Origin of the sequence: Citrobacter werkmanii, from assembly GCF_008693645.1 — a bacterium.
Classification (GTDB): domain Bacteria; phylum Pseudomonadota; class Gammaproteobacteria; order Enterobacterales; family Enterobacteriaceae; genus Citrobacter; species Citrobacter werkmanii.
Window position 1 is genome coordinate 57,892 of record NZ_CP044101.1, and the last position, 17,107, is coordinate 74,998.

Annotated in this window: 20 protein-coding genes; 11 read left to right on the forward strand and 9 right to left on the reverse strand. The window is 51.5% G+C overall.

Features of this window, described 5'->3' with window-relative positions:
- The first annotated feature begins 25 nt into the window (after positions 1-25).
- Together waaA and coaD are read left to right on the forward strand one after the other, a co-directional pair.
- The gene (gene waaA / locus FOB24_RS00945; protein ID WP_069323706.1) at positions 26-1,303 is read left to right on the forward strand and encodes a lipid IV(A) 3-deoxy-D-manno-octulosonic acid transferase; all 1,278 of its coding nucleotides are present in this window, start codon (positions 26-28) and stop codon (positions 1,301-1,303) included.
- A gap of 8 nt (positions 1,304-1,311) precedes the next feature.
- On the forward strand, positions 1,312-1,791 hold the full coding sequence (gene coaD / locus FOB24_RS00950) for a pantetheine-phosphate adenylyltransferase (RefSeq protein ID WP_003024099.1): 480 nt from the start codon (positions 1,312-1,314) through the stop codon (positions 1,789-1,791).
- A gap of 48 nt (positions 1,792-1,839) precedes the next feature.
- Here coaD and mutM read toward each other — a convergent pair whose 3' ends face one another.
- The 4 genes from mutM to radC form a co-directional block, all read right to left on the reverse strand.
- On the reverse strand, positions 1,840-2,649 hold the full coding sequence (gene mutM, locus FOB24_RS00955) for a bifunctional DNA-formamidopyrimidine glycosylase/DNA-(apurinic or apyrimidinic site) lyase (protein WP_038635364.1): 810 nt from the start codon (positions 2,647-2,649) through the stop codon (positions 1,840-1,842).
- Positions 2,650-2,747: 98 nt separating this feature from the next.
- Entirely contained in the window at positions 2,748-2,915 is a 168-nt protein-coding gene (rpmG, locus tag FOB24_RS00960; RefSeq protein WP_003024094.1) for a 50S ribosomal protein L33, read from the reverse strand.
- A gap of 20 nt (positions 2,916-2,935) precedes the next feature.
- Complete coding sequence (gene rpmB / locus FOB24_RS00965) at positions 2,936-3,172, reverse strand: 50S ribosomal protein L28 (RefSeq protein WP_003024071.1); 237 nt, start codon at positions 3,170-3,172, stop codon at positions 2,936-2,938.
- 218 nt (positions 3,173-3,390) lie between these two features.
- A complete protein-coding gene (gene radC, locus FOB24_RS00970; RefSeq protein WP_038635368.1) occupies positions 3,391-4,056 on the reverse strand; it encodes a RadC family protein in 666 nt (221 codons plus the stop codon).
- Positions 4,057-4,227: 171 nt separating this feature from the next.
- On the opposite strand from radC, the gene coaBC reads away from it, so the two are divergent.
- From coaBC to slmA, 3 genes are all read left to right on the forward strand, one after another.
- Positions 4,228-5,448, forward strand: coding sequence for a bifunctional phosphopantothenoylcysteine decarboxylase/phosphopantothenate--cysteine ligase CoaBC (gene coaBC, locus FOB24_RS00975; RefSeq protein WP_087857269.1), 1,221 nt, complete (start codon positions 4,228-4,230; stop codon positions 5,446-5,448).
- Positions 5,426-5,884, forward strand: a complete 459-nt coding sequence (gene dut, locus FOB24_RS00980) for a dUTP diphosphatase (protein ID WP_006687626.1) — start codon at positions 5,426-5,428, stop codon at positions 5,882-5,884. The genes coaBC and dut overlap by 23 nt, the downstream gene beginning before the upstream one ends.
- 116 nt (positions 5,885-6,000) lie before the next feature.
- Positions 6,001-6,597 (forward strand): nucleoid occlusion factor SlmA, encoded by a 597-nt coding sequence (gene slmA, locus FOB24_RS00985; RefSeq protein ID WP_003024060.1) that lies wholly within the window; start codon positions 6,001-6,003, stop codon positions 6,595-6,597.
- An 89-nt stretch (positions 6,598-6,686) separates the two neighbouring features.
- Here the strand turns inward: slmA and pyrE are convergent, their stop codons facing one another.
- Positions 6,687-7,328: an orotate phosphoribosyltransferase gene (gene pyrE, locus FOB24_RS00990; protein ID WP_061066836.1), complete on the reverse strand. Its 642-nt coding sequence runs from the start codon at positions 7,326-7,328 to the stop codon at positions 6,687-6,689.
- Between the two features lie 65 nt (positions 7,329-7,393).
- Positions 7,394-8,110, reverse strand: coding sequence for a ribonuclease PH (gene rph / locus FOB24_RS00995; RefSeq protein WP_003024054.1), 717 nt, complete (start codon positions 8,108-8,110; stop codon positions 7,394-7,396).
- A gap of 125 nt (positions 8,111-8,235) precedes the next feature.
- On the opposite strand from rph, the gene FOB24_RS01000 reads away from it, so the two are divergent.
- Complete coding sequence (locus FOB24_RS01000; RefSeq protein ID WP_006687630.1) at positions 8,236-9,099, forward strand: YicC/YloC family endoribonuclease; 864 nt, start codon at positions 8,236-8,238, stop codon at positions 9,097-9,099.
- Positions 9,100-9,200: 101 nt separating this feature from the next.
- Here FOB24_RS01000 and FOB24_RS01005 read toward each other — a convergent pair whose 3' ends face one another.
- Positions 9,201-9,641 (reverse strand): hypothetical protein, encoded by a 441-nt coding sequence (locus FOB24_RS01005; RefSeq protein WP_085049109.1) that lies wholly within the window; start codon positions 9,639-9,641, stop codon positions 9,201-9,203.
- A gap of 13 nt (positions 9,642-9,654) precedes the next feature.
- Positions 9,655-10,326 (reverse strand): hypothetical protein, encoded by a 672-nt coding sequence (locus FOB24_RS01010; protein WP_038635407.1) that lies wholly within the window; start codon positions 10,324-10,326, stop codon positions 9,655-9,657.
- 443 nt (positions 10,327-10,769) lie between these two features.
- Between FOB24_RS01010 and FOB24_RS01015 the strand changes: the two genes are divergently transcribed.
- Entirely contained in the window at positions 10,770-11,387 is a 618-nt protein-coding gene (locus tag FOB24_RS01015; protein WP_038635410.1) for a trimeric intracellular cation channel family protein, read from the forward strand.
- Here the strand turns inward: FOB24_RS01015 and ligB are convergent.
- Complete coding sequence (ligB, locus tag FOB24_RS01020; protein ID WP_150344420.1) at positions 11,384-13,063, reverse strand: NAD-dependent DNA ligase LigB; 1,680 nt, start codon at positions 13,061-13,063, stop codon at positions 11,384-11,386. The two genes, FOB24_RS01015 and ligB, sit on opposite strands and share 4 nt — an antisense overlap.
- Positions 13,064-13,324: 261 nt before the next feature.
- Between ligB and gmk the strand changes: the two genes are divergently transcribed.
- Genes gmk through trmH form a run of 4 tightly spaced genes read left to right on the forward strand, consistent with a single transcriptional unit; the run spans position 13,325 to position 17,102 of the window.
- The gene (gene gmk / locus FOB24_RS01025; protein WP_038635416.1) at positions 13,325-13,948 is read left to right on the forward strand and encodes a guanylate kinase; all 624 of its coding nucleotides are present in this window, start codon (positions 13,325-13,327) and stop codon (positions 13,946-13,948) included.
- 54 nt (positions 13,949-14,002) lie between these two features.
- The gene (gene rpoZ / locus FOB24_RS01030) at positions 14,003-14,278 is read left to right on the forward strand and encodes a DNA-directed RNA polymerase subunit omega (protein ID WP_000135058.1); all 276 of its coding nucleotides are present in this window, start codon (positions 14,003-14,005) and stop codon (positions 14,276-14,278) included.
- Positions 14,279-14,296: 18 nt separating this feature from the next.
- Positions 14,297-16,408, forward strand: a complete 2,112-nt coding sequence (gene spoT / locus FOB24_RS01035) for a bifunctional GTP diphosphokinase/guanosine-3',5'-bis pyrophosphate 3'-pyrophosphohydrolase (protein ID WP_038635422.1) — start codon at positions 14,297-14,299, stop codon at positions 16,406-16,408.
- Positions 16,409-16,412: 4 nt separating this feature from the next.
- Complete coding sequence (gene trmH, locus FOB24_RS01040; RefSeq protein ID WP_137360309.1) at positions 16,413-17,102, forward strand: tRNA (guanosine(18)-2'-O)-methyltransferase TrmH; 690 nt, start codon at positions 16,413-16,415, stop codon at positions 17,100-17,102.
- The last annotated feature ends 5 nt before the right edge of the window (positions 17,103-17,107 follow it).

Below are 17,107 nucleotides of genomic sequence, written 5' to 3' on the forward strand. Positions count from 1 at the left end.
GCACATTCATAAGTTAGCTACCATTATGCTCGAATTGCTTTACACCGCCCTTTTCTACCTTATTCAGCCTTTGATCTGGATACGGCTTTGGGTGCGCGGACGTAAGGCTCCGGCCTACCGTAAACGCTGGGGTGAACGCTACGGTTTTTACCGCCGTCCGCTAAAACCAGGCGGCATCATGCTTCACTCAGTTTCTGTGGGCGAAACGCTGGCAGCTATTCCATTAGTCCGTGCTCTGCGACATCGTTATCCCGACTTGCCGATCACGGTAACCACCATGACGCCAACCGGCTCTGAGCGCGTACAATCCGCGTTTGGTACTGACGTTCAGCACATTTATTTGCCATACGATTTACCGGATGCTTTGAACCGTTTCCTGAATAAAGTTGACCCCAAGCTGGTGTTAATCATGGAAACCGAGCTGTGGCCAAATCTGATCGCGGCACTCCATAAACGCGGTATTCCTCTGGTCATCGCCAACGCACGGCTTTCTGCGCGTTCAGCCGCTGGCTACGCAAAATTAGGCAAATTTGTTGGTAAGCTACTGCGTCGAATTACGTTGATTGCCGCACAGAACGAAGAAGATGGCGCTCGTTTTATTACGCTTGGCGCCAGGAGCAATCAGGTCACCGTCACCGGCAGCCTGAAGTTTGATATTTCCGTCACGCCACAGTTGGCCGCCAAAGCGATTACGTTGCGTCGTCAATGGGCGCCTCATCGCCCGGTGTGGATTGCAACCAGCACGCACGATGGTGAAGAAAGCATTATCATTGCAGCCCACCAGGCGTTATTAAATCAGTTTCCTAATCTTTTGCTGATCCTGGTTCCCAGACATCCTGAGCGATTCCCGGATGCCATTAACCTCGTACGCCAGGCTGGGCTAAGCTATACCACACGCTCTTCTGGCGAAGTTCCATCCTCAGATACTCAGGTCGTTATCGGCGACACCATGGGCGAGCTGATGTTGCTTTACGGCATTGCTGACCTTGCTTTTGTCGGTGGTTCACTGGTTGAACGTGGCGGACACAACCCACTGGAAGCCGCGGCACACGCCATTCCGGTACTGATGGGGCCACATACTTTTAATTTTAAAGATATTTGTGCTCGTCTCGAACAGGCAAGCGGATTGATCACCGTCACCGACGCAACCACGCTGGTGAAAGAGGTCTCTTCTTTACTGACCGATGCCGATTATCGTAATTTTTATGGCCGTCATGCAGTTGAAGTCCTGTATCAAAATCAGGGCGCGCTACAGCGCCTGCTGCAGCTGCTGGAACCTTATCTGCCACCCAAAACGCATTGAGGCAAATCATGCAAAAACGGGCGATTTATCCAGGAACCTTTGATCCCATAACTAACGGCCATCTTGATATCGTGACGCGTGCGACCAGCATGTTCGATCACGTGATCCTGGCGATTGCCGCAAGTCCCAGTAAAAAACCGATGTTTACCCTTGAAGAACGCGTCGAACTGGCGCAACAGGCAACGGCGCATCTCGGCAATGTGGAAGTTCTGGGATTCAGCGACTTAATGGCAAACTTTGCCCGTGATAATCAGGCTAACATTCTGATCCGTGGCCTGCGCGCGGTAGCAGATTTTGAGTATGAAATGCAGTTGGCCCACATGAACCGCCACCTGATGCCGCAACTGGAAAGCGTCTTTCTGATGCCGTCTAAAGAGTGGTCATTTATCTCATCGTCACTGGTGAAAGAAGTCGCCCGCCACCAGGGAGATGTGACGCACTTTCTGCCGGAAAACGTCCATCAGGCGTTAATGAGTAAACTAAAGTAATACGTCTGGCCGGATAAGACATACAGCTTATCCGGCCAGCAACGAATGTTATTTCTGACAGCGACGGCAGTAGAACGTCGTACGCTGGGCGTGTTTTGTCGCAATGATCGGCGCGCCGCATACGCGACAGGGTTCGCCTTCTCTCCCATAGACCTGCAGTTCCTGGGCAAAATAGCCCGGCTTACCGTCGCTTTGCAGGAAGTCCTTCAGCGTCGTTCCACCCTGTTCGATCGAACGCAGCAAAACCGCCTTAATGACGCGCACCAGTAGTTCGCACTCATCCTGCGACAAAGATGACGCCAGACGATCAGGATGGATACCCGCTGCAAACAGCGACTCGCTGGCATAGATATTACCTACCCCCACCACCAGCTTGTTATCCATCAGCCAGGGTTTAATCGCGGTTTTCTTCTTCGCGCATTTCTGCTGCAGATAACTGGCGTTGAAATCGTCGCTCAGTGGCTCTGGTCCAAGATGAGCGAGAACATTATGCCCATCGAGCTCTGTCGTCCACAGCCAGGCGCCAAAACGGCGAGGATCGGTATAGCGCAGAACTTTGCCGTTACTCATCACTAAGTCGACGTGGTCATGCTTTTCTGCCGGAAGCTCTTCAGGAAGGATACGCAAACTACCCGACATCCCCAGATGAATGATAATCCAACCATCCGACAGTTCCAGCAACAGGTATTTCGCGCGCCGCTGTACGCTGAGAACGGGTTTATCACTCAACCGGTAGATTTCCTCGGATACCGGCCAACGCAAACGACCGTTACGCACAGTCGCATGCATAATCGTTGCCCCAACCAGATGCGGCTCAATACCGCGGCGGCTGGTTTCGACTTCAGGTAATTCAGGCATAGTATCTCCGGCGATGTATCAGGTCACATTAATATGGGGACGGCCAGAAAACAAAAAACCCCGCCGAAGCGAGGTTTTTTATTACATCAAAGCGAGAATTACTTGATTTTCGCTTCTTTGTAGAGAACGTGCTGACGGACAACTGGATCGAATTTTTTCAGTTCCAGTTTTTCCGGCTTAGTACGTTTGTTCTTCGTAGTGGTATAGAAGTGACCAGTACCAGCAGAAGAAACCAGCTTGATTTTCTCACGAATACCTTTAGCCATGATTTATTTCCTCTTAGTACTTAGTACTTTTCGCCACGGGCACGCAGTTCAGACAGAACTGTTTCGATGCCTTTCTTATCAATAACACGCATACCTTTAGCAGATACACGCAGGGTGACAAAACGCTTTTCGCTCTCAACCCAGAAACGGTGAGAGTGCAGGTTAGGCAGGAAACGGCGTTTAGTCGCGTTCAGTGCGTGGGAACGGTTGTTACCGGTCACCGGACGCTTGCCAGTAACTTGGCAGACTCGGGACATGTCTATTCTCCAAAAATCAAATTAGCTCGAGCTTCGTATGGGGTATCGGCGCCTCGTCAGGCTTTACAGCCCGGTCATCGCGTAGTTCTAAGTGAACTCTCGATTGCCAGGCCCAAATGCCAAACCCGAGATTCTCAAAGGTGGCGTAGTATACGCTGACCCGGCGTTATGCTCAAGTCCCGAACAGACAAAGATCCCGATGGATCGCGTAAAGTGCGTTAAATCCAACCGCGTTCCGCAAAAGAAACGTACTCTCCGCGCCCAATGACCAGATGATCAAGCACCCGGATATCCATGAACTGACAGCATTTCACAACACGCTCGGTGATGAGTTTATCTGCTTTACTCGGCTCTGCACAACCCGAAGGGTGATTATGGGCAAGGATCACCGCTGACGCATTCATTTTTATCGCTTCACGCACAATTTCTCGTGGATGCACCTCAACATGGCTAAGCGTGCCGGAAAAAAGTTTGCTGTGTTTAATCACACGATGTTGAGAATCCATAAAGATCACCAGAAAGATCTCGCGTTCCTCTTGCGCGAGCTGGCTTTGCAGAAATTCTCGCGCCATTTCCGGACTAAGTAACGCGCGCTCTTCCATCACTCGCACGTTATGGTAGCGCCTTGCCAGTTCGGCAATCCCTTTAAGCTGCGCATACTTCGCCAGGCCAATGCCGTGAACGTGGCTAAACGCCATATAGTCTGCTGATAACAGGCCATACAGCGAACCAAAATGCTGGATCAACTCTTTTGCCAACGTCAGCACATCTTTACCCAGAATCCCGGTGCGTAAAAAAAGCGCCAGTAGCTCAACATCGCTAAGTGAACCAGCCCCCTGCGCCAACAGCTTTTCCCGGGGCATCATACGTCCTGTATTTTCCATGCTTTCCCCTCCTTTCGCGTCCGCATAGTGGCATAACGCTTGTCGCGAATCGACGCTCTGTTATCACTTCTTCGTAGCGGCTCGCAAACTGAAGCGCGGGCAAAAGCACGACTCATTGCGGATTGTGATAAAATATCCGCCTTCTGGTGAAACCCAACAGGAAAGATCATGATGAGCCTGGCCGGTAAAAAAATCGTACTTGGCGTCAGTGGCGGCATTGCTGCGTACAAAACCCCTGAACTGGTGCGTCGTTTACGGGAACGCGGCGCTGACGTCCGCGTGGCGATGACCGAAGCGGCAAAAGCGTTTATTACTCCCCTGAGCTTACAAGCGGTTTCGGGTTATCCCGTTTCCGACAGCCTGCTTGACCCCGCCGCCGAAGCCGCGATGGGCCACATTGAGCTGGGGAAATGGGCCGACCTGGTTATTTTGGCGCCTGCTACGGCAGACCTGATTGCCCGCGTCGCCGCGGGGATGGCTAACGATCTGGTTTCAACGATTTGTCTGGCAACGCCTGCTCCTGTTGCTGTGCTGCCAGCCATGAACCAGCAGATGTACCGCGCTGCCGCGACCCAGCACAATCTGAGCATTCTTGCCTCGCGAGGTTTGCTCATTTGGGGTCCTGACAGTGGTAGCCAGGCATGTGGCGATGTCGGTCCTGGACGCATGCTGGATCCGTTGACAATTGTCGATATGGCCGCAGAACATTTCTCGCCTGTCAACGATCTGCAACATCTCAATATCATGATTACGGCGGGCCCGACGCGTGAACCGCTGGATCCCGTGCGTTACATTTCCAATCACAGCTCCGGAAAAATGGGATTTGCTATCGCAGCCGCAGCCGCAAAACGCGGGGCAAACGTCACGCTGGTGTCGGGACCTGTTTCGTTACCCACACCGCCATTTGTGCAGCGCATTGATGTGATGACCGCTCTGGAGATGCAAGCCGCCGTGCAATCTGTGGTGCAACAACAGCATATTTTTATCGGCTGCGCCGCAGTCGCTGATTATCGCGCCGAAACCGTCGCCCCCGAAAAAATCAAAAAACAGGCGACGCAGGGTGATGAATTAACAGTAAAAATGGTCAAAAACCCGGATATTATCGCCGGTGTTGCCGCACTGGATGCTAATCGTCCTTTTGTCGTTGGGTTTGCCGCCGAAACAAATAATGTGGAAGAATATGCCCGGCAAAAACGCATCCGCAAAAACCTTGATGTGATCTGTGCTAACGACGTTTCGCTATCAAATCAAGGGTTTAACAGCGACAGCAACGCATTACACCTTTTTTGGCAGGATGGAGATAAAATCTTACCGCTTGAGCGTAAAGAACTCCTGGGCCAATTATTACTCGACGAGATCGTGACCCGTTATGATGAAAAAAATCGACGTTAAGATTCTGGACCCGCGCGTAGGGCAACAATTTCCGCTCCCGACGTACGCCACTTCTGGCTCTGCCGGACTTGACCTGCGTGCTTGTCTTGATGACGCCGTAGAGCTGGCGCCAGGTGCAACTACGCTGGTGCCAACCGGGTTAGCCATCCACATTGCCGATCCCTCTCTGGCGGCGGTGATGTTGCCACGTTCCGGGCTGGGCCATAAGCACGGCATCGTACTGGGCAACCTGGTCGGTCTGATTGATTCCGACTATCAAGGACAATTGATGGTATCTATCTGGAACCGTGGTCAGGACAGCTTCACGATTGAACCGGGCGAACGTATCGCGCAGATGGTATTTGTACCGGTCGTGCAGGCTGAATTTAATCTGGTGGAAGAGTTTGAAGCCACCGATCGTGGCGAAGGTGGCTTCGGCCATTCCGGGCGCAAGTAACCCGCAGAAAAGTATCCCACAGCGTAATAACGCAATAACACACCGCAAACAGCCGTTTGCGGTCGCTGTGTGGATGCCTGCCTGGCAAGAGCTTATTTTCAGGGGTATTTTGTAACATGGTAGAAAAGCAAACTGCGAAAAGGAATCGTCGCGAAGAAATACTTCAGTCTCTGGCACTGATGCTTGAGTCCAGCGATGGAAGCCAACGCATCACGACAGCGAAACTGGCAGCCTCTGTAGGCGTTTCCGAAGCGGCGTTGTATCGCCATTTTCCCAGCAAGACCCGCATGTTCGATAGTCTGATTGAGTTTATCGAAGATAGTCTGATTACCCGTATCAATCTGATCTTAAAAGATGAAAAGGACACCAGCGCACGTCTGCGTCTGATCGTTCTGCTGATTTTAGGCTTCGGTGAACGTAACCCCGGTCTGACGCGCATTCTGACCGGGCATGCGCTCATGTTTGAACAGGATCGTCTGCAAGGCCGCATTAACCAGCTTTTCGAACGTATTGAGGCCCAGTTACGCCAGGTTCTGCGCGAAAAAAGAATGCGTGAAGGCGAAGGTTACACCGTGGATGAAACACTGCTGGCCAGCCAGTTACTGGCTTTCTGCGAAGGGATGTTGTCCCGGTTTGTACGTAGCGAATTTAAGTATCGACCAACGGATGATTTTGACACCCGCTGGCCGCTGGTTGCCGCTCAATTGCAGTAACACGATTGCCGGATGGCGACTTTGTCTTATCCGGCCTGTGCAACCCGTAGGCCCGGTAAGCTTAACGCCATCGGGCAATTCCGCGACGATTAAACCCCAAACTCTTCTCGGTATGCCCGCACTGCTGCCAAATGTTCTGCCATCTCAGGCTTCTCTTCCAGATACGCAATCAGGTCTTTCAGGGTAATGATCGAAATTACCTTGCAACCATAATCACGTTCCACTTCCTGAATCGCTGAAATCTCGCCACGACCGCGTTCCTGACGATCAAGAGAAATCAGTACCCCAGCAAGCGTAGCGCCATTAGCCTGAATAATCTCCATCGACTCACGAATTGCTGTTCCCGCGGTGATAACATCATCCACCAGCATGACACGCCCCTCAAGTGCGCTACCTACCAGATTACCGCCTTCACCATGGGTCTTCGCCTCTTTACGGTTAAAGCAGTACGGTAAATCTTTATCGTGGTGTTCCGCCAGCGCAACGGCGGTGGTGGTCGCAATCGGAATACCTTTGTAGGCTGGGCCAAACAGCAAATCGAACTCGATGCCGGAATCCACCAGCGCTTCGGCATAAAAACGGCCTAGCAGTGCCAGATCGCGCCCGGTATTAAATAGCCCGGCGTTGAAGAAATAGGGGCTTTTGCGCCCGGATTTCAGCGTAAATTCGCCAAACTTTAGTACCTGCTTGCTAAGCGCAAACTCAATAAACTGGCGCTGATACGGTTTCATGGATTCGCTCCTCATCTCACTTTATTACAGACAAAAAAAAGGCGACTCTTCAGTCGCCTTTAAAATCAATTTTCTAACGCCGCCTTCTGCGTCGCTACAATGGATTCGATTCCCCCTCGGGCCAATGCCAGTAGGGTGAGAAGTTCTTCATGGCTGAACGGCTCACCTTCCGCCGTGCCCTGCACTTCAATAATGCGACCATCTTCAGTCATCACCACGTTCATGTCAGTTTCTGCGGCGGAGTCCTCAACGTACTCGAGGTCACAGAGCGCTTCACCGTTGACAATGCCCACGGAAACCGCGGCAACCATCCCTTTCATCGGGTTAGTTTTCAGCTTACCGCTCGCCACCAGTTTGTTCAGCGCATCCGCCAACGCAACGCATGCGCCAGTAATCGATGCAGTACGCGTACCGCCATCAGCCTGAATAACATCACAGTCCAGCGTAATAGTGAATTCACCGAGCGTCTTCAGGTCAACAGCAGCGCGAAGTGCGCGGGCGATCAAACGCTGGATTTCCATGGTACGACCGCCCTGCTTACCTTTCGCCGCTTCACGGGCGTTACGGGTGTGCGTGGCGCGTGGCAGCATGCCATATTCTGCGGTGATCCAGCCCTGGCCCTGACCTTTCAGAAAACGTGGGACGCCTTCATCAATAGAAGCGGTACACAGCACTTTGGTATCACCAAATTCGACCAGCACGGAGCCTTCAGCGTGTTTTGTATAATTACGGGTCAGGGTGACGGGGCGCACCTGATTGGCACTACGACCTGCTGGACGCATGATAAAATCTCCGGCTTGAAACGAATGTGGCTGCGCATTATACGGACTTCCGACGGTTATTCCTATCCTGACAAGACGTGGATGGCTATAATCCTCCCATCTCATCTTTAAAAACAGGAACGTCTATGATCCGCAGCATGACCGCCTACGCCCGGCGTGAAATCAAGGGTGAATGGGGTAGCGCAACCTGGGAGATGCGCTCGGTAAACCAGCGTTATCTGGAAACTTATTTTCGCCTGCCGGAACAGTTCCGTAGTCTCGAACCCGTGGTTCGCGAACGCATCCGCACGCGTCTGACGCGCGGTAAGATCGAATGTACGCTGCGTTTTGAGCCGGATGCCAGCGCTCAGGGCGAGCTGATTCTGAATGAAAAGCTCGCTAAACAGCTCGTGAGTGCTGCTAACTGGGTCAAAATGCAGAGTGATGAAGGTGAAATTAACCCGGTTGATATCCTGCGTTGGCCAGGCGTAATGGCAGCCCAGGAGCAAGATCTGGACGCCATTGCCGCCGAAATCCTCGCTGCGCTTGACGGTACGCTGGATGACTTTATCGTTGCGCGTGAAACCGAAGGTCAGGCGCTGAAGGCGCTGATCGAGCAGCGTCTGGAAGGCGTCAGCGCTGAAGTGACGAAGGTACGTGCGCATATGCCGGAAATTCTGCAATGGCAGCGTGAGCGTCTGGTGGCCAAACTGGAAGACGCTCAGGTGCAACTGGAAAATAACCGCCTTGAGCAAGAGCTGGTGCTGATGGCACAACGTATCGACGTGGCTGAAGAACTGGATCGCCTGGAAGCTCACGTCAAAGAAACCTACAACATTCTGAAGAAAAAAGAGGCGGTTGGCCGTCGTCTGGACTTCATGATGCAGGAATTCAACCGTGAGTCGAACACTCTGGCATCCAAGTCTATCAATGCCGAAGTGACTAACTCCGCAATTGAACTGAAAGTTTTGATCGAGCAAATGCGCGAGCAAATTCAGAATATCGAGTAATTTTGCGTACCATGCCTATGCTATCGTAACGTACTAGATAGCCTGCTCAATGCAGGCTATCCGTACCTCCAGTAAGTACTGGCTTATATAAAATTGAATACTTATTTATCTGGCATATATTTGTCGTTATAAAGACTCTTCAGAATATCAACCCGAACAGCGTTGCTGCTGTTCATCTTCACGACTGTCAGTACTTCATCAGATCCCCTGAGGCGCCAGCATTCTGCCTCTATATCGCATTTTTCCTGTTTTTCATAGCCCACCATTGAGAGATATTCACTAATTTTCCACGTATCCCTGGTATCATGGAACGTCACACTCCATACATCAGCCTTAGGGCCAGAAATGTTCGTATAATTAAAGTCATATACTTGGGATATTCTCGGCATTTTTTTAAAAACCTGGGGAGTGTAATAATCATATTTGGCTTTATCAAACTCTGTATATTGTGCGTTACATGCAAGTCTCATTTTAATATTAGGCCAGAAATAAGAGCTACATATAGCTATTACCATCAGCACTATTATGACTGCCTGTTTCATATGTTTCCCTTTTTTACCAGTTAACGACCGTTCCATCTCTGGAAACTATTTTAACGTTACCAGACCTAAAGTCGCTGTAAGGTATCACTGTTCTCATGAATGAGGGTAAAACACCTTTTACAGGAAGAGCTAAAGCTGATTTCATCGGATCGGGAAATAAAATCGGTTGGAATGAGGTGTTTTTAAAAGAGCCGATTGGGCCATAATAATCCCAACGTCTGAGGGCTTCCTCTTTGCTGACGGGTTGCAATAGCGGGAATGGGTTACTATATGAGACTACGCGGTAGAACCCCAGCAAATCGGATACTAAATCCTCACCACTGAAACCGCTGTCGGTGTAAAGATAAAAGGGGAAATTTGACTGTAAACCCTCAAAACGATGAGCAAGCGCCATCATCATGGAAAGCGCTATACTATATCGTTCAAATAAGCTACGCCCTTTTCTAATTCTCCATCTGATGAACTTCCCAATTATAAGCCCTCCTCTTCCCATACTTTGAGTGTATTTTACATCGTAATAATCCTTTCCTGAATGCTCGCCTTGGTGCATATCCGAGAGTAACTTTCTAACATCATCTCCTCGAGCATGTCCCATATCTATCCACCCCAAAACTTCGGTGTAGATTATCCCACTTCTTAAAATTCCAGCCTCTCTGCCATCCTGAATTTCTTCTCTGGCGCTCATATCTACCACTCCGACTGACTAAATGCTGAAGATTTTGCTGTAAATGCCCCTACACACATAGAAGCGATAGCTGAGGGGGCCATTTTTCAGAATAGAGGCCACTGAATATCAGAGTTTACTCATGATGACTTCCCTAATGGCTTCTGGCGTGTCAACTTGTCCTATGGTCGAGGAGTAATAGCTTGATGAAATATCATACGTAGCCCGCCAGTAAACGGCGGGACTACGTGTTTTTCCCGACGTTTCGCTTCCGCCCCTTCACTTCGAATTATATTTTCTCATCGTTTATTATTACACTCCACACTTTATACAGCATGCCATAAAGCATTTCTGACAAATTCGCATTAGCTGTAGTTATTAAAATCGTTTCACCTTAGAAAATCTCAATCGTGACAATGCGCACAAATCGATAACCTTAGCCCCCAGCACAACAGGGGGAATACATGCTGTTACACGTTTTATATTTAATTGGTATTACTGCCGAAGCCATGACCGGCGCGCTTGCGGCAGGACGTCGCCGTATGGATACATTTGGCGTCATTATTATTGCCACTGCGACCGCCATTGGCGGTGGTTCAGTACGCGACATTCTTCTCGGCCACTATCCGCTTGGCTGGGTAAAGCATCCTGAATACGTCATCATTGTGGCGGCCGCTGCGGTACTCACCACCATTATTGCTCCTGTCATGCCCTACCTGCGTAAAATATTCCTTGTACTGGATGCGCTGGGCCTGGTGGTCTTTTCTATTATTGGCGCACAGGTGGCGCTGGATATGGGTCACGGGCCGATTATCGCCGTGGTCGCTGCGGTCACTACCGGCGTCTTCGGTGGCGTGTTACGCGACATGTTCTGCAAACGCATTCCGTTGGTGTTCCAGAAAGAGCTATATGCTGGCGTTTCTTTTGCCGCTGCCGTGCTTTACATCGTGCTGCAACATTACGTCTCCAGCCACGATGTGGTGGTTATCTCTACCCTACTCTTCGGTTTTACCGCCCGCTTACTGGCGCTGCGCCTGAAGTTGGGCCTGCCAGTATTTTATTATCGCCATGAAGGCCATTAAGGCATAAAGCCCGTAATACGCTGAGCAGCCAGCCAGTTGCTCAGCGCTATGACCTCCCTGGCCTCCAGCCACTGAATAATCTGTCGTGCCCGGCGCTCCCCCATTAAAGGGAGTTGTCGCCAGCTTTGTTCATCACGGTCCTGCAATTGTTGCCACGAAGCATCCCGACAGGCATTCAGCGTTGCCTGTGTTAACGGTATTCCCATGGCTATAACCCAACGTGTGAACGGAAGATGGCGCGACAGGTTGAACTGATGCCACATCTTCTCCCCTTTGCTTACGCCTAATGTGGACCGGAGCTGCTCCTGAGTTAATCCGAGCCAGGAAAAGATATGTTCAAAGTGATACGTCTGATGAAGGTTACGCCATCCCGCTTCACCAATACCTTCTAATTCCAGCACTTCTTTCGCGCCCAGCCAAACCAGTCTGGCAATAAATTGCTCATAACACGCCGGCGTGGCATAAAAGCAGGTCATTGAATTGAAATGTCCCACAGGCGGCGTTGGCTTAGTGCGTTGAGTGCTACGCCAGACCACTTCGTCGATACGCGGGATCCCCTGTCCGGCCAGGCTTATCAGGATCCGATCTCCAGGCGCGATATCCCATTCATTCCAGCGGCGTACAGAGCCAATATTGACGCGTTGCACGCGTTTATCATCCAGCATGACGGGTGCCAGCAGCGCGACTACGGCAATTTTCCCACTTTTACCGACTGAAAACTGAATATCTGTGACCTCGGATACCTGAGCCACGGGCGGATATTTCCATGCCGCCAGCCACTCTCCCTGCCCGGGTAACCAGTATCGCGCCTGTGGTTCTTTCCCCGATCGCACCACGACGCCATCCGTCACAAAAGGGAGTGCTGAAGTCCACCAACGGGTACGGGCATGCTCGACATCGTCCGCATTTTTCACGGGCTGGGTATAGCGTTGCGTGAAACTGAACCCGGCGGCAGTGAGTTGTTCCAGCCTTTCCGACATGACCGCCGGACCATCAGGCCAGGCCCAGATGAAAATAGCCAACGAACGTAACAATTCCGGGGTGCTCTGGCGCATCATCATTCCAGCGACCTTTGAGCGGGCATTCATTCCCCCGCTCTGTTGCTGGATATGCCCTTCCTGCTGTAAAAATATCTCACCCTGCAACGTACTGTTTGCCAGCAGACCTTTGGAAGTGTGTGGTACGGAAGGTATCCGCAGCACCTTTTGCGTCCAGTCTTCACCTTTCAGGCCATTACCTCGGCTAATCGCTCTTACCAGATTGCCATTGCGATAGACCAGCGTGACCGCCACGCCGTCGACCTTTGGTTGTACCCAGAGATCGCTGCGCACACGCATCCATTGCTGTAACGCTTGCTTATCTGCCAGCTTGCGGACCCCCGTGTGAGGTACTGGATGCGAGACGGTGCCACTTATTGGGGGCGCAGACAGATCAGGTGGAGCTTCATCGCCAAAACAGCGCTGCCATTGGATGAGTTGCGCATTGAGCTGGTCATAAACGCTGTCATCAACGGCGCTGACACCCTGTTTCCAGTAACTATCATTCCATTGTGTTATCTGCTGCTGTAATCGTGAAATTTCCTCGCTTGCCCGGGCTGGGGACCAGGCAGGGCATACCGCCCAAACCGGTAAATTCCAGACCAGTAAAACTATGCCAAGGCATTTCCATAGCCTCATGCTGCCTCCGCTAACCAATGTGTTTCCCGGCAGGTATAGCGCGGAGTGCCATCGAAACAGAGCGACAAAAATTCATCGTGCGAGCAGCCTTCCTGACATTTTCACGTGTTGCTGCAAATTGCCGATAAAACAGGAAACGGGTACGCAAAACGCAATAAACATGCGCAAAAAGTGTGACAAAGGCTACGTCACATAGCGGCTACGTGTATAATAAGCCCGTATGTAGGCTCTCTTTCGACAATCACATACATTAAGATACTCATGGCTCAAGGCACGCTTTATATTGTTTCTGCCCCCAGTGGCGCGGGTAAATCCAGCCTGATTCAGGCTTTATTAAAGACCCAACCGTTGTATGACACCCAGGTTTCTGTTTCGCACACCACGCGCGCACCGCGCCCGGGGGAAGTGCATGGTGAACACTATTTCTTTGTGAACCATGACGAATTCAGAGCCATGATTGGCAGAGACGCGTTTCTGGAACACGCTGAGGTTTTCGGTAATTACTACGGCACTTCGCGTGAGGCCATTGAGCAAGTATTAGCATCCGGCGTAGACGTCTTTTTAGATATCGACTGGCAAGGTGCGCAGCAAATTCGTGAAAAAATGCCGCATGCGCGCAGTATTTTTATTTTGCCGCCCTCTAAGATTGAGCTGGACCGCCGTCTGCGTGGTCGAGGTCAGGATAGCGAAGACGTGATCGCAAAACGTATGGCGCAAGCTGTTGCAGAAATGAGCCATTACGCCGAATATGATTATCTTATTGTGAACGATGATTTCGATACCGCCCTGGGCGATTTGAAAACCATCATTCGCGCCGAACGTCTGCGCATGAGCCGCCAAAAGCAGCGTCATGACGCTTTAATCAGCAAACTGTTGGCAGACTGAACCCACATTCAGTATCATGCCCAGTCATTTCTTCACCTGTGGAGCATTTTAAGTATGGCACGCGTAACTGTTCAGGACGCTGTAGAGAAAATTGGTAACCGTTTTGACCTGGTACTGGTCGCCGCGCGTCGCGCTCGTCAGATGCAGGTAGGCGGAAAGGATCCGCTCGTACCGGAAGAAAACGATAAAACTACCGTTATCGCGCTGCGCGAAATCGAAGAAGGTCTGATCAACAACCAGATCCTCGACGTTCGTGAGCGCCAGGAACAGCAAGAGCAGGAAGCCGCTGAATTACAAGCCGTTACCGCTATTGCTGAAGGTCGTCGTTAATCACAAAGCGGGTCGCCCTTGTATCTGTTTGAAAGCCTGAATCAGCTGATTCAAAACTACCTGCCGGAAGACCAGATTAAGCGTCTTCGGCAGGCGTATCTCGTTGCACGTGACGCTCACGAGGGCCAGACACGTTCAAGCGGTGAACCTTATATCACGCACCCCGTAGCGGTAGCCTGCATTCTGGCCGAGATGAAACTCGACTACGAAACGCTGATGGCTGCGCTGCTGCATGACGTGATTGAAGATACCCCAGCCACCTACCAGGACATGGAACAGCTTTTTGGTAAAAGCGTTGCAGAGCTGGTAGAAGGGGTATCTAAGCTTGATAAGCTTAAGTTTCGCGATAAGAAAGAGGCGCAAGCTGAAAACTTTCGCAAGATGATTATGGCGATGGTGCAGGATATCCGCGTCATTCTCATCAAACTTGCCGACCGTACCCACAATATGCGCACGCTGGGCTCATTACGCCCCGATAAGCGCCGCCGCATCGCCCGTGAAACCCTCGAAATCTACAGTCCGCTGGCGCATCGTTTAGGTATTCATCACATTAAAACCGAGCTGGAAGAGCTGGGTTTTGAAGCGCTGTACCCGAACCGCTATCGCGTGATTAAAGAAGTGGTAAAAGCCGCCCGCGGCAACCGCAAAGAGATGATTCAAAAAATCCTCTCGGAGATCGAGGGGCGTTTGCAGGAAGCAGGCATTCCGTGTCGCGTAAGCGGTCGCGAGAAACACCTGTACTCGATCTACTGCAAAATGGTACTCAAAGAGCAGCGTTTTCACTCGATCATGGACATTTACGCTTTCCGCGTCATCGTTCATGACTCCGATACCTGCTATCGCGTACTCGGCCAGATGCACAGCCTGTACAAACCGCGCCCAGGTCGCGTGAAAGACTATATCGCCATTCCCAAAGCGAACGGATATCAGTCTTTGCATACCTCAATGATCGGCCCGCACGGCGTGCCTGTTGAAGTACAAATTCGTACCGAAGACATGGACCAGATGGCGGAGATGGGGGTCGCGGCACACTGGGCGTACAAAGAGCATGGCGAAACCAGCACCACGGCACAAATCCGCGCACAACGCTGGATGCAAAGCCTGCTGGAACTGCAGCAAAGCGCCGGTAGCTCGTTTGAATTTATTGAAAGCGTTAAATCTGATCTCTTCCCGGATGAGATTTATGTTTTCACACCGGAAGGGCGTATTGTCGAGCTGCCTGCCGGTGCGACGCCTGTCGACTTCGCCTACGCGGTACATACCGATATCGGTCATGCCTGCGTTGGCGCACGTGTCGACAGACAGCCTTATCCGCTTTCCCAACCGCTGTTTAGCGGTCAGACCGTTGAAATCATTACCGCGCCGGGCGCCCGGCCGAATGCGGCATGGCTCAACTTCGTCGTCAGCTCGAAAGCACGAGCAAAAATTCGCCAACTGCTGAAAAACCTTAAGCGCGATGATTCCGTCAGTCTGGGGCGTCGACTGCTTAACCATGCCCTGGGTGGTAGCCGTAAACTGGCTGAAATCCCGCAGGAAAGTATCCAGCGTGAGCTTGAGCGTATGAAGCTCGCTACGCTTGACGATCTGTTAGCGGAAATCGGTCTGGGCAACGCCATGAGCGTGGTGGTAGCGAAAAACCTTCAGCAGGGCGAAGCATCGGCGAACGTTCCTGCGCAATCTGGTCATGGTCATCTGCCGATCAAAGGCGCAGACGGCGTACTGATCACCTTTGCCAAATGCTGTCGTCCAATTCCTGGCGATCCGATCATTGCCCACGTCAGTCCGGGTAAAGGTCTGGTGATTCACCATGAGTCCTGCCGTAACATTCGTGGCTACCAGAAAGAGCCAGAGAAATTTATGGCGGTGGAATGGGATAAAGAGACAGAGCAGGAGTTCATCACCGAAATTAAGGTGGACATGTTTAACCACCAGGGTGCTCTGGCGAACCTGACGGCGGCAATCAACACGACGACCTCCAATATTCAAAGTCTGAATACTGAAGAGAAAGACGGTCGTGTTTATAGCGCCTTTATTCGCCTGACCGCTCGCGATCGCGTGCATCTGGCGAATATTATGCGCAAAATCCGCGTCATGCCGGACGTGATTAAAGTCACCCGCAACCGAAACTAGAGATATGAACTCAAAACGCTATGAGCGCATTTGCGAAATGCTTGCCAGGCGTCAGCCCGATCTGACCGTCTGCATGGAGCAGGTCCATAAACCTCATAACGTTTCTGCGATCATTCGTACCGCAGACGCAGTCGGCGTACATGAAGTCCACGCCGTCTGGCCGGGTAGCCGTATGCGTACCATGGCTTCTTCTGCCGCGGGCAGTAACAGCTGGGTGCAGGTTAAAACCCACCCGACCATTAGCGATGCGGTTACGCAGTTAAAAAGTCAGGGCATGCAAGTTCTGGCGACCCACCTCTCTGATAAAGCCGTCGATTTCCGCGAGATTGATTACACGCGACCGACCTGCATCCTGATGGGCCAGGAAAAAACCGGCATTACTCAGGAAGCACTCGATCTGGCGGACCAGGACATCATCATTCCGATGATTGGCATGGTACAGTCACTGAACGTTTCAGTTGCCTCTGCGCTGATTCTGTACGAAGCACAGCGCCAGCGACAAAATGCTGGCATGTACCGACGAGAAAACAGCATGTTGCCGGAAGATGAACAGCAGCGCTTGCTGTTTGAAGGCGGTTATCCGGTGCTGGCGAATGTCGCTAAGCGCAAAGGACTTCCCTACCCTCACGTAAACACGCAGGGCGAAATTGAAGCCGATGCAACGTGGTGGGCCACTATGCAGTCTGCGAAATAATCGCG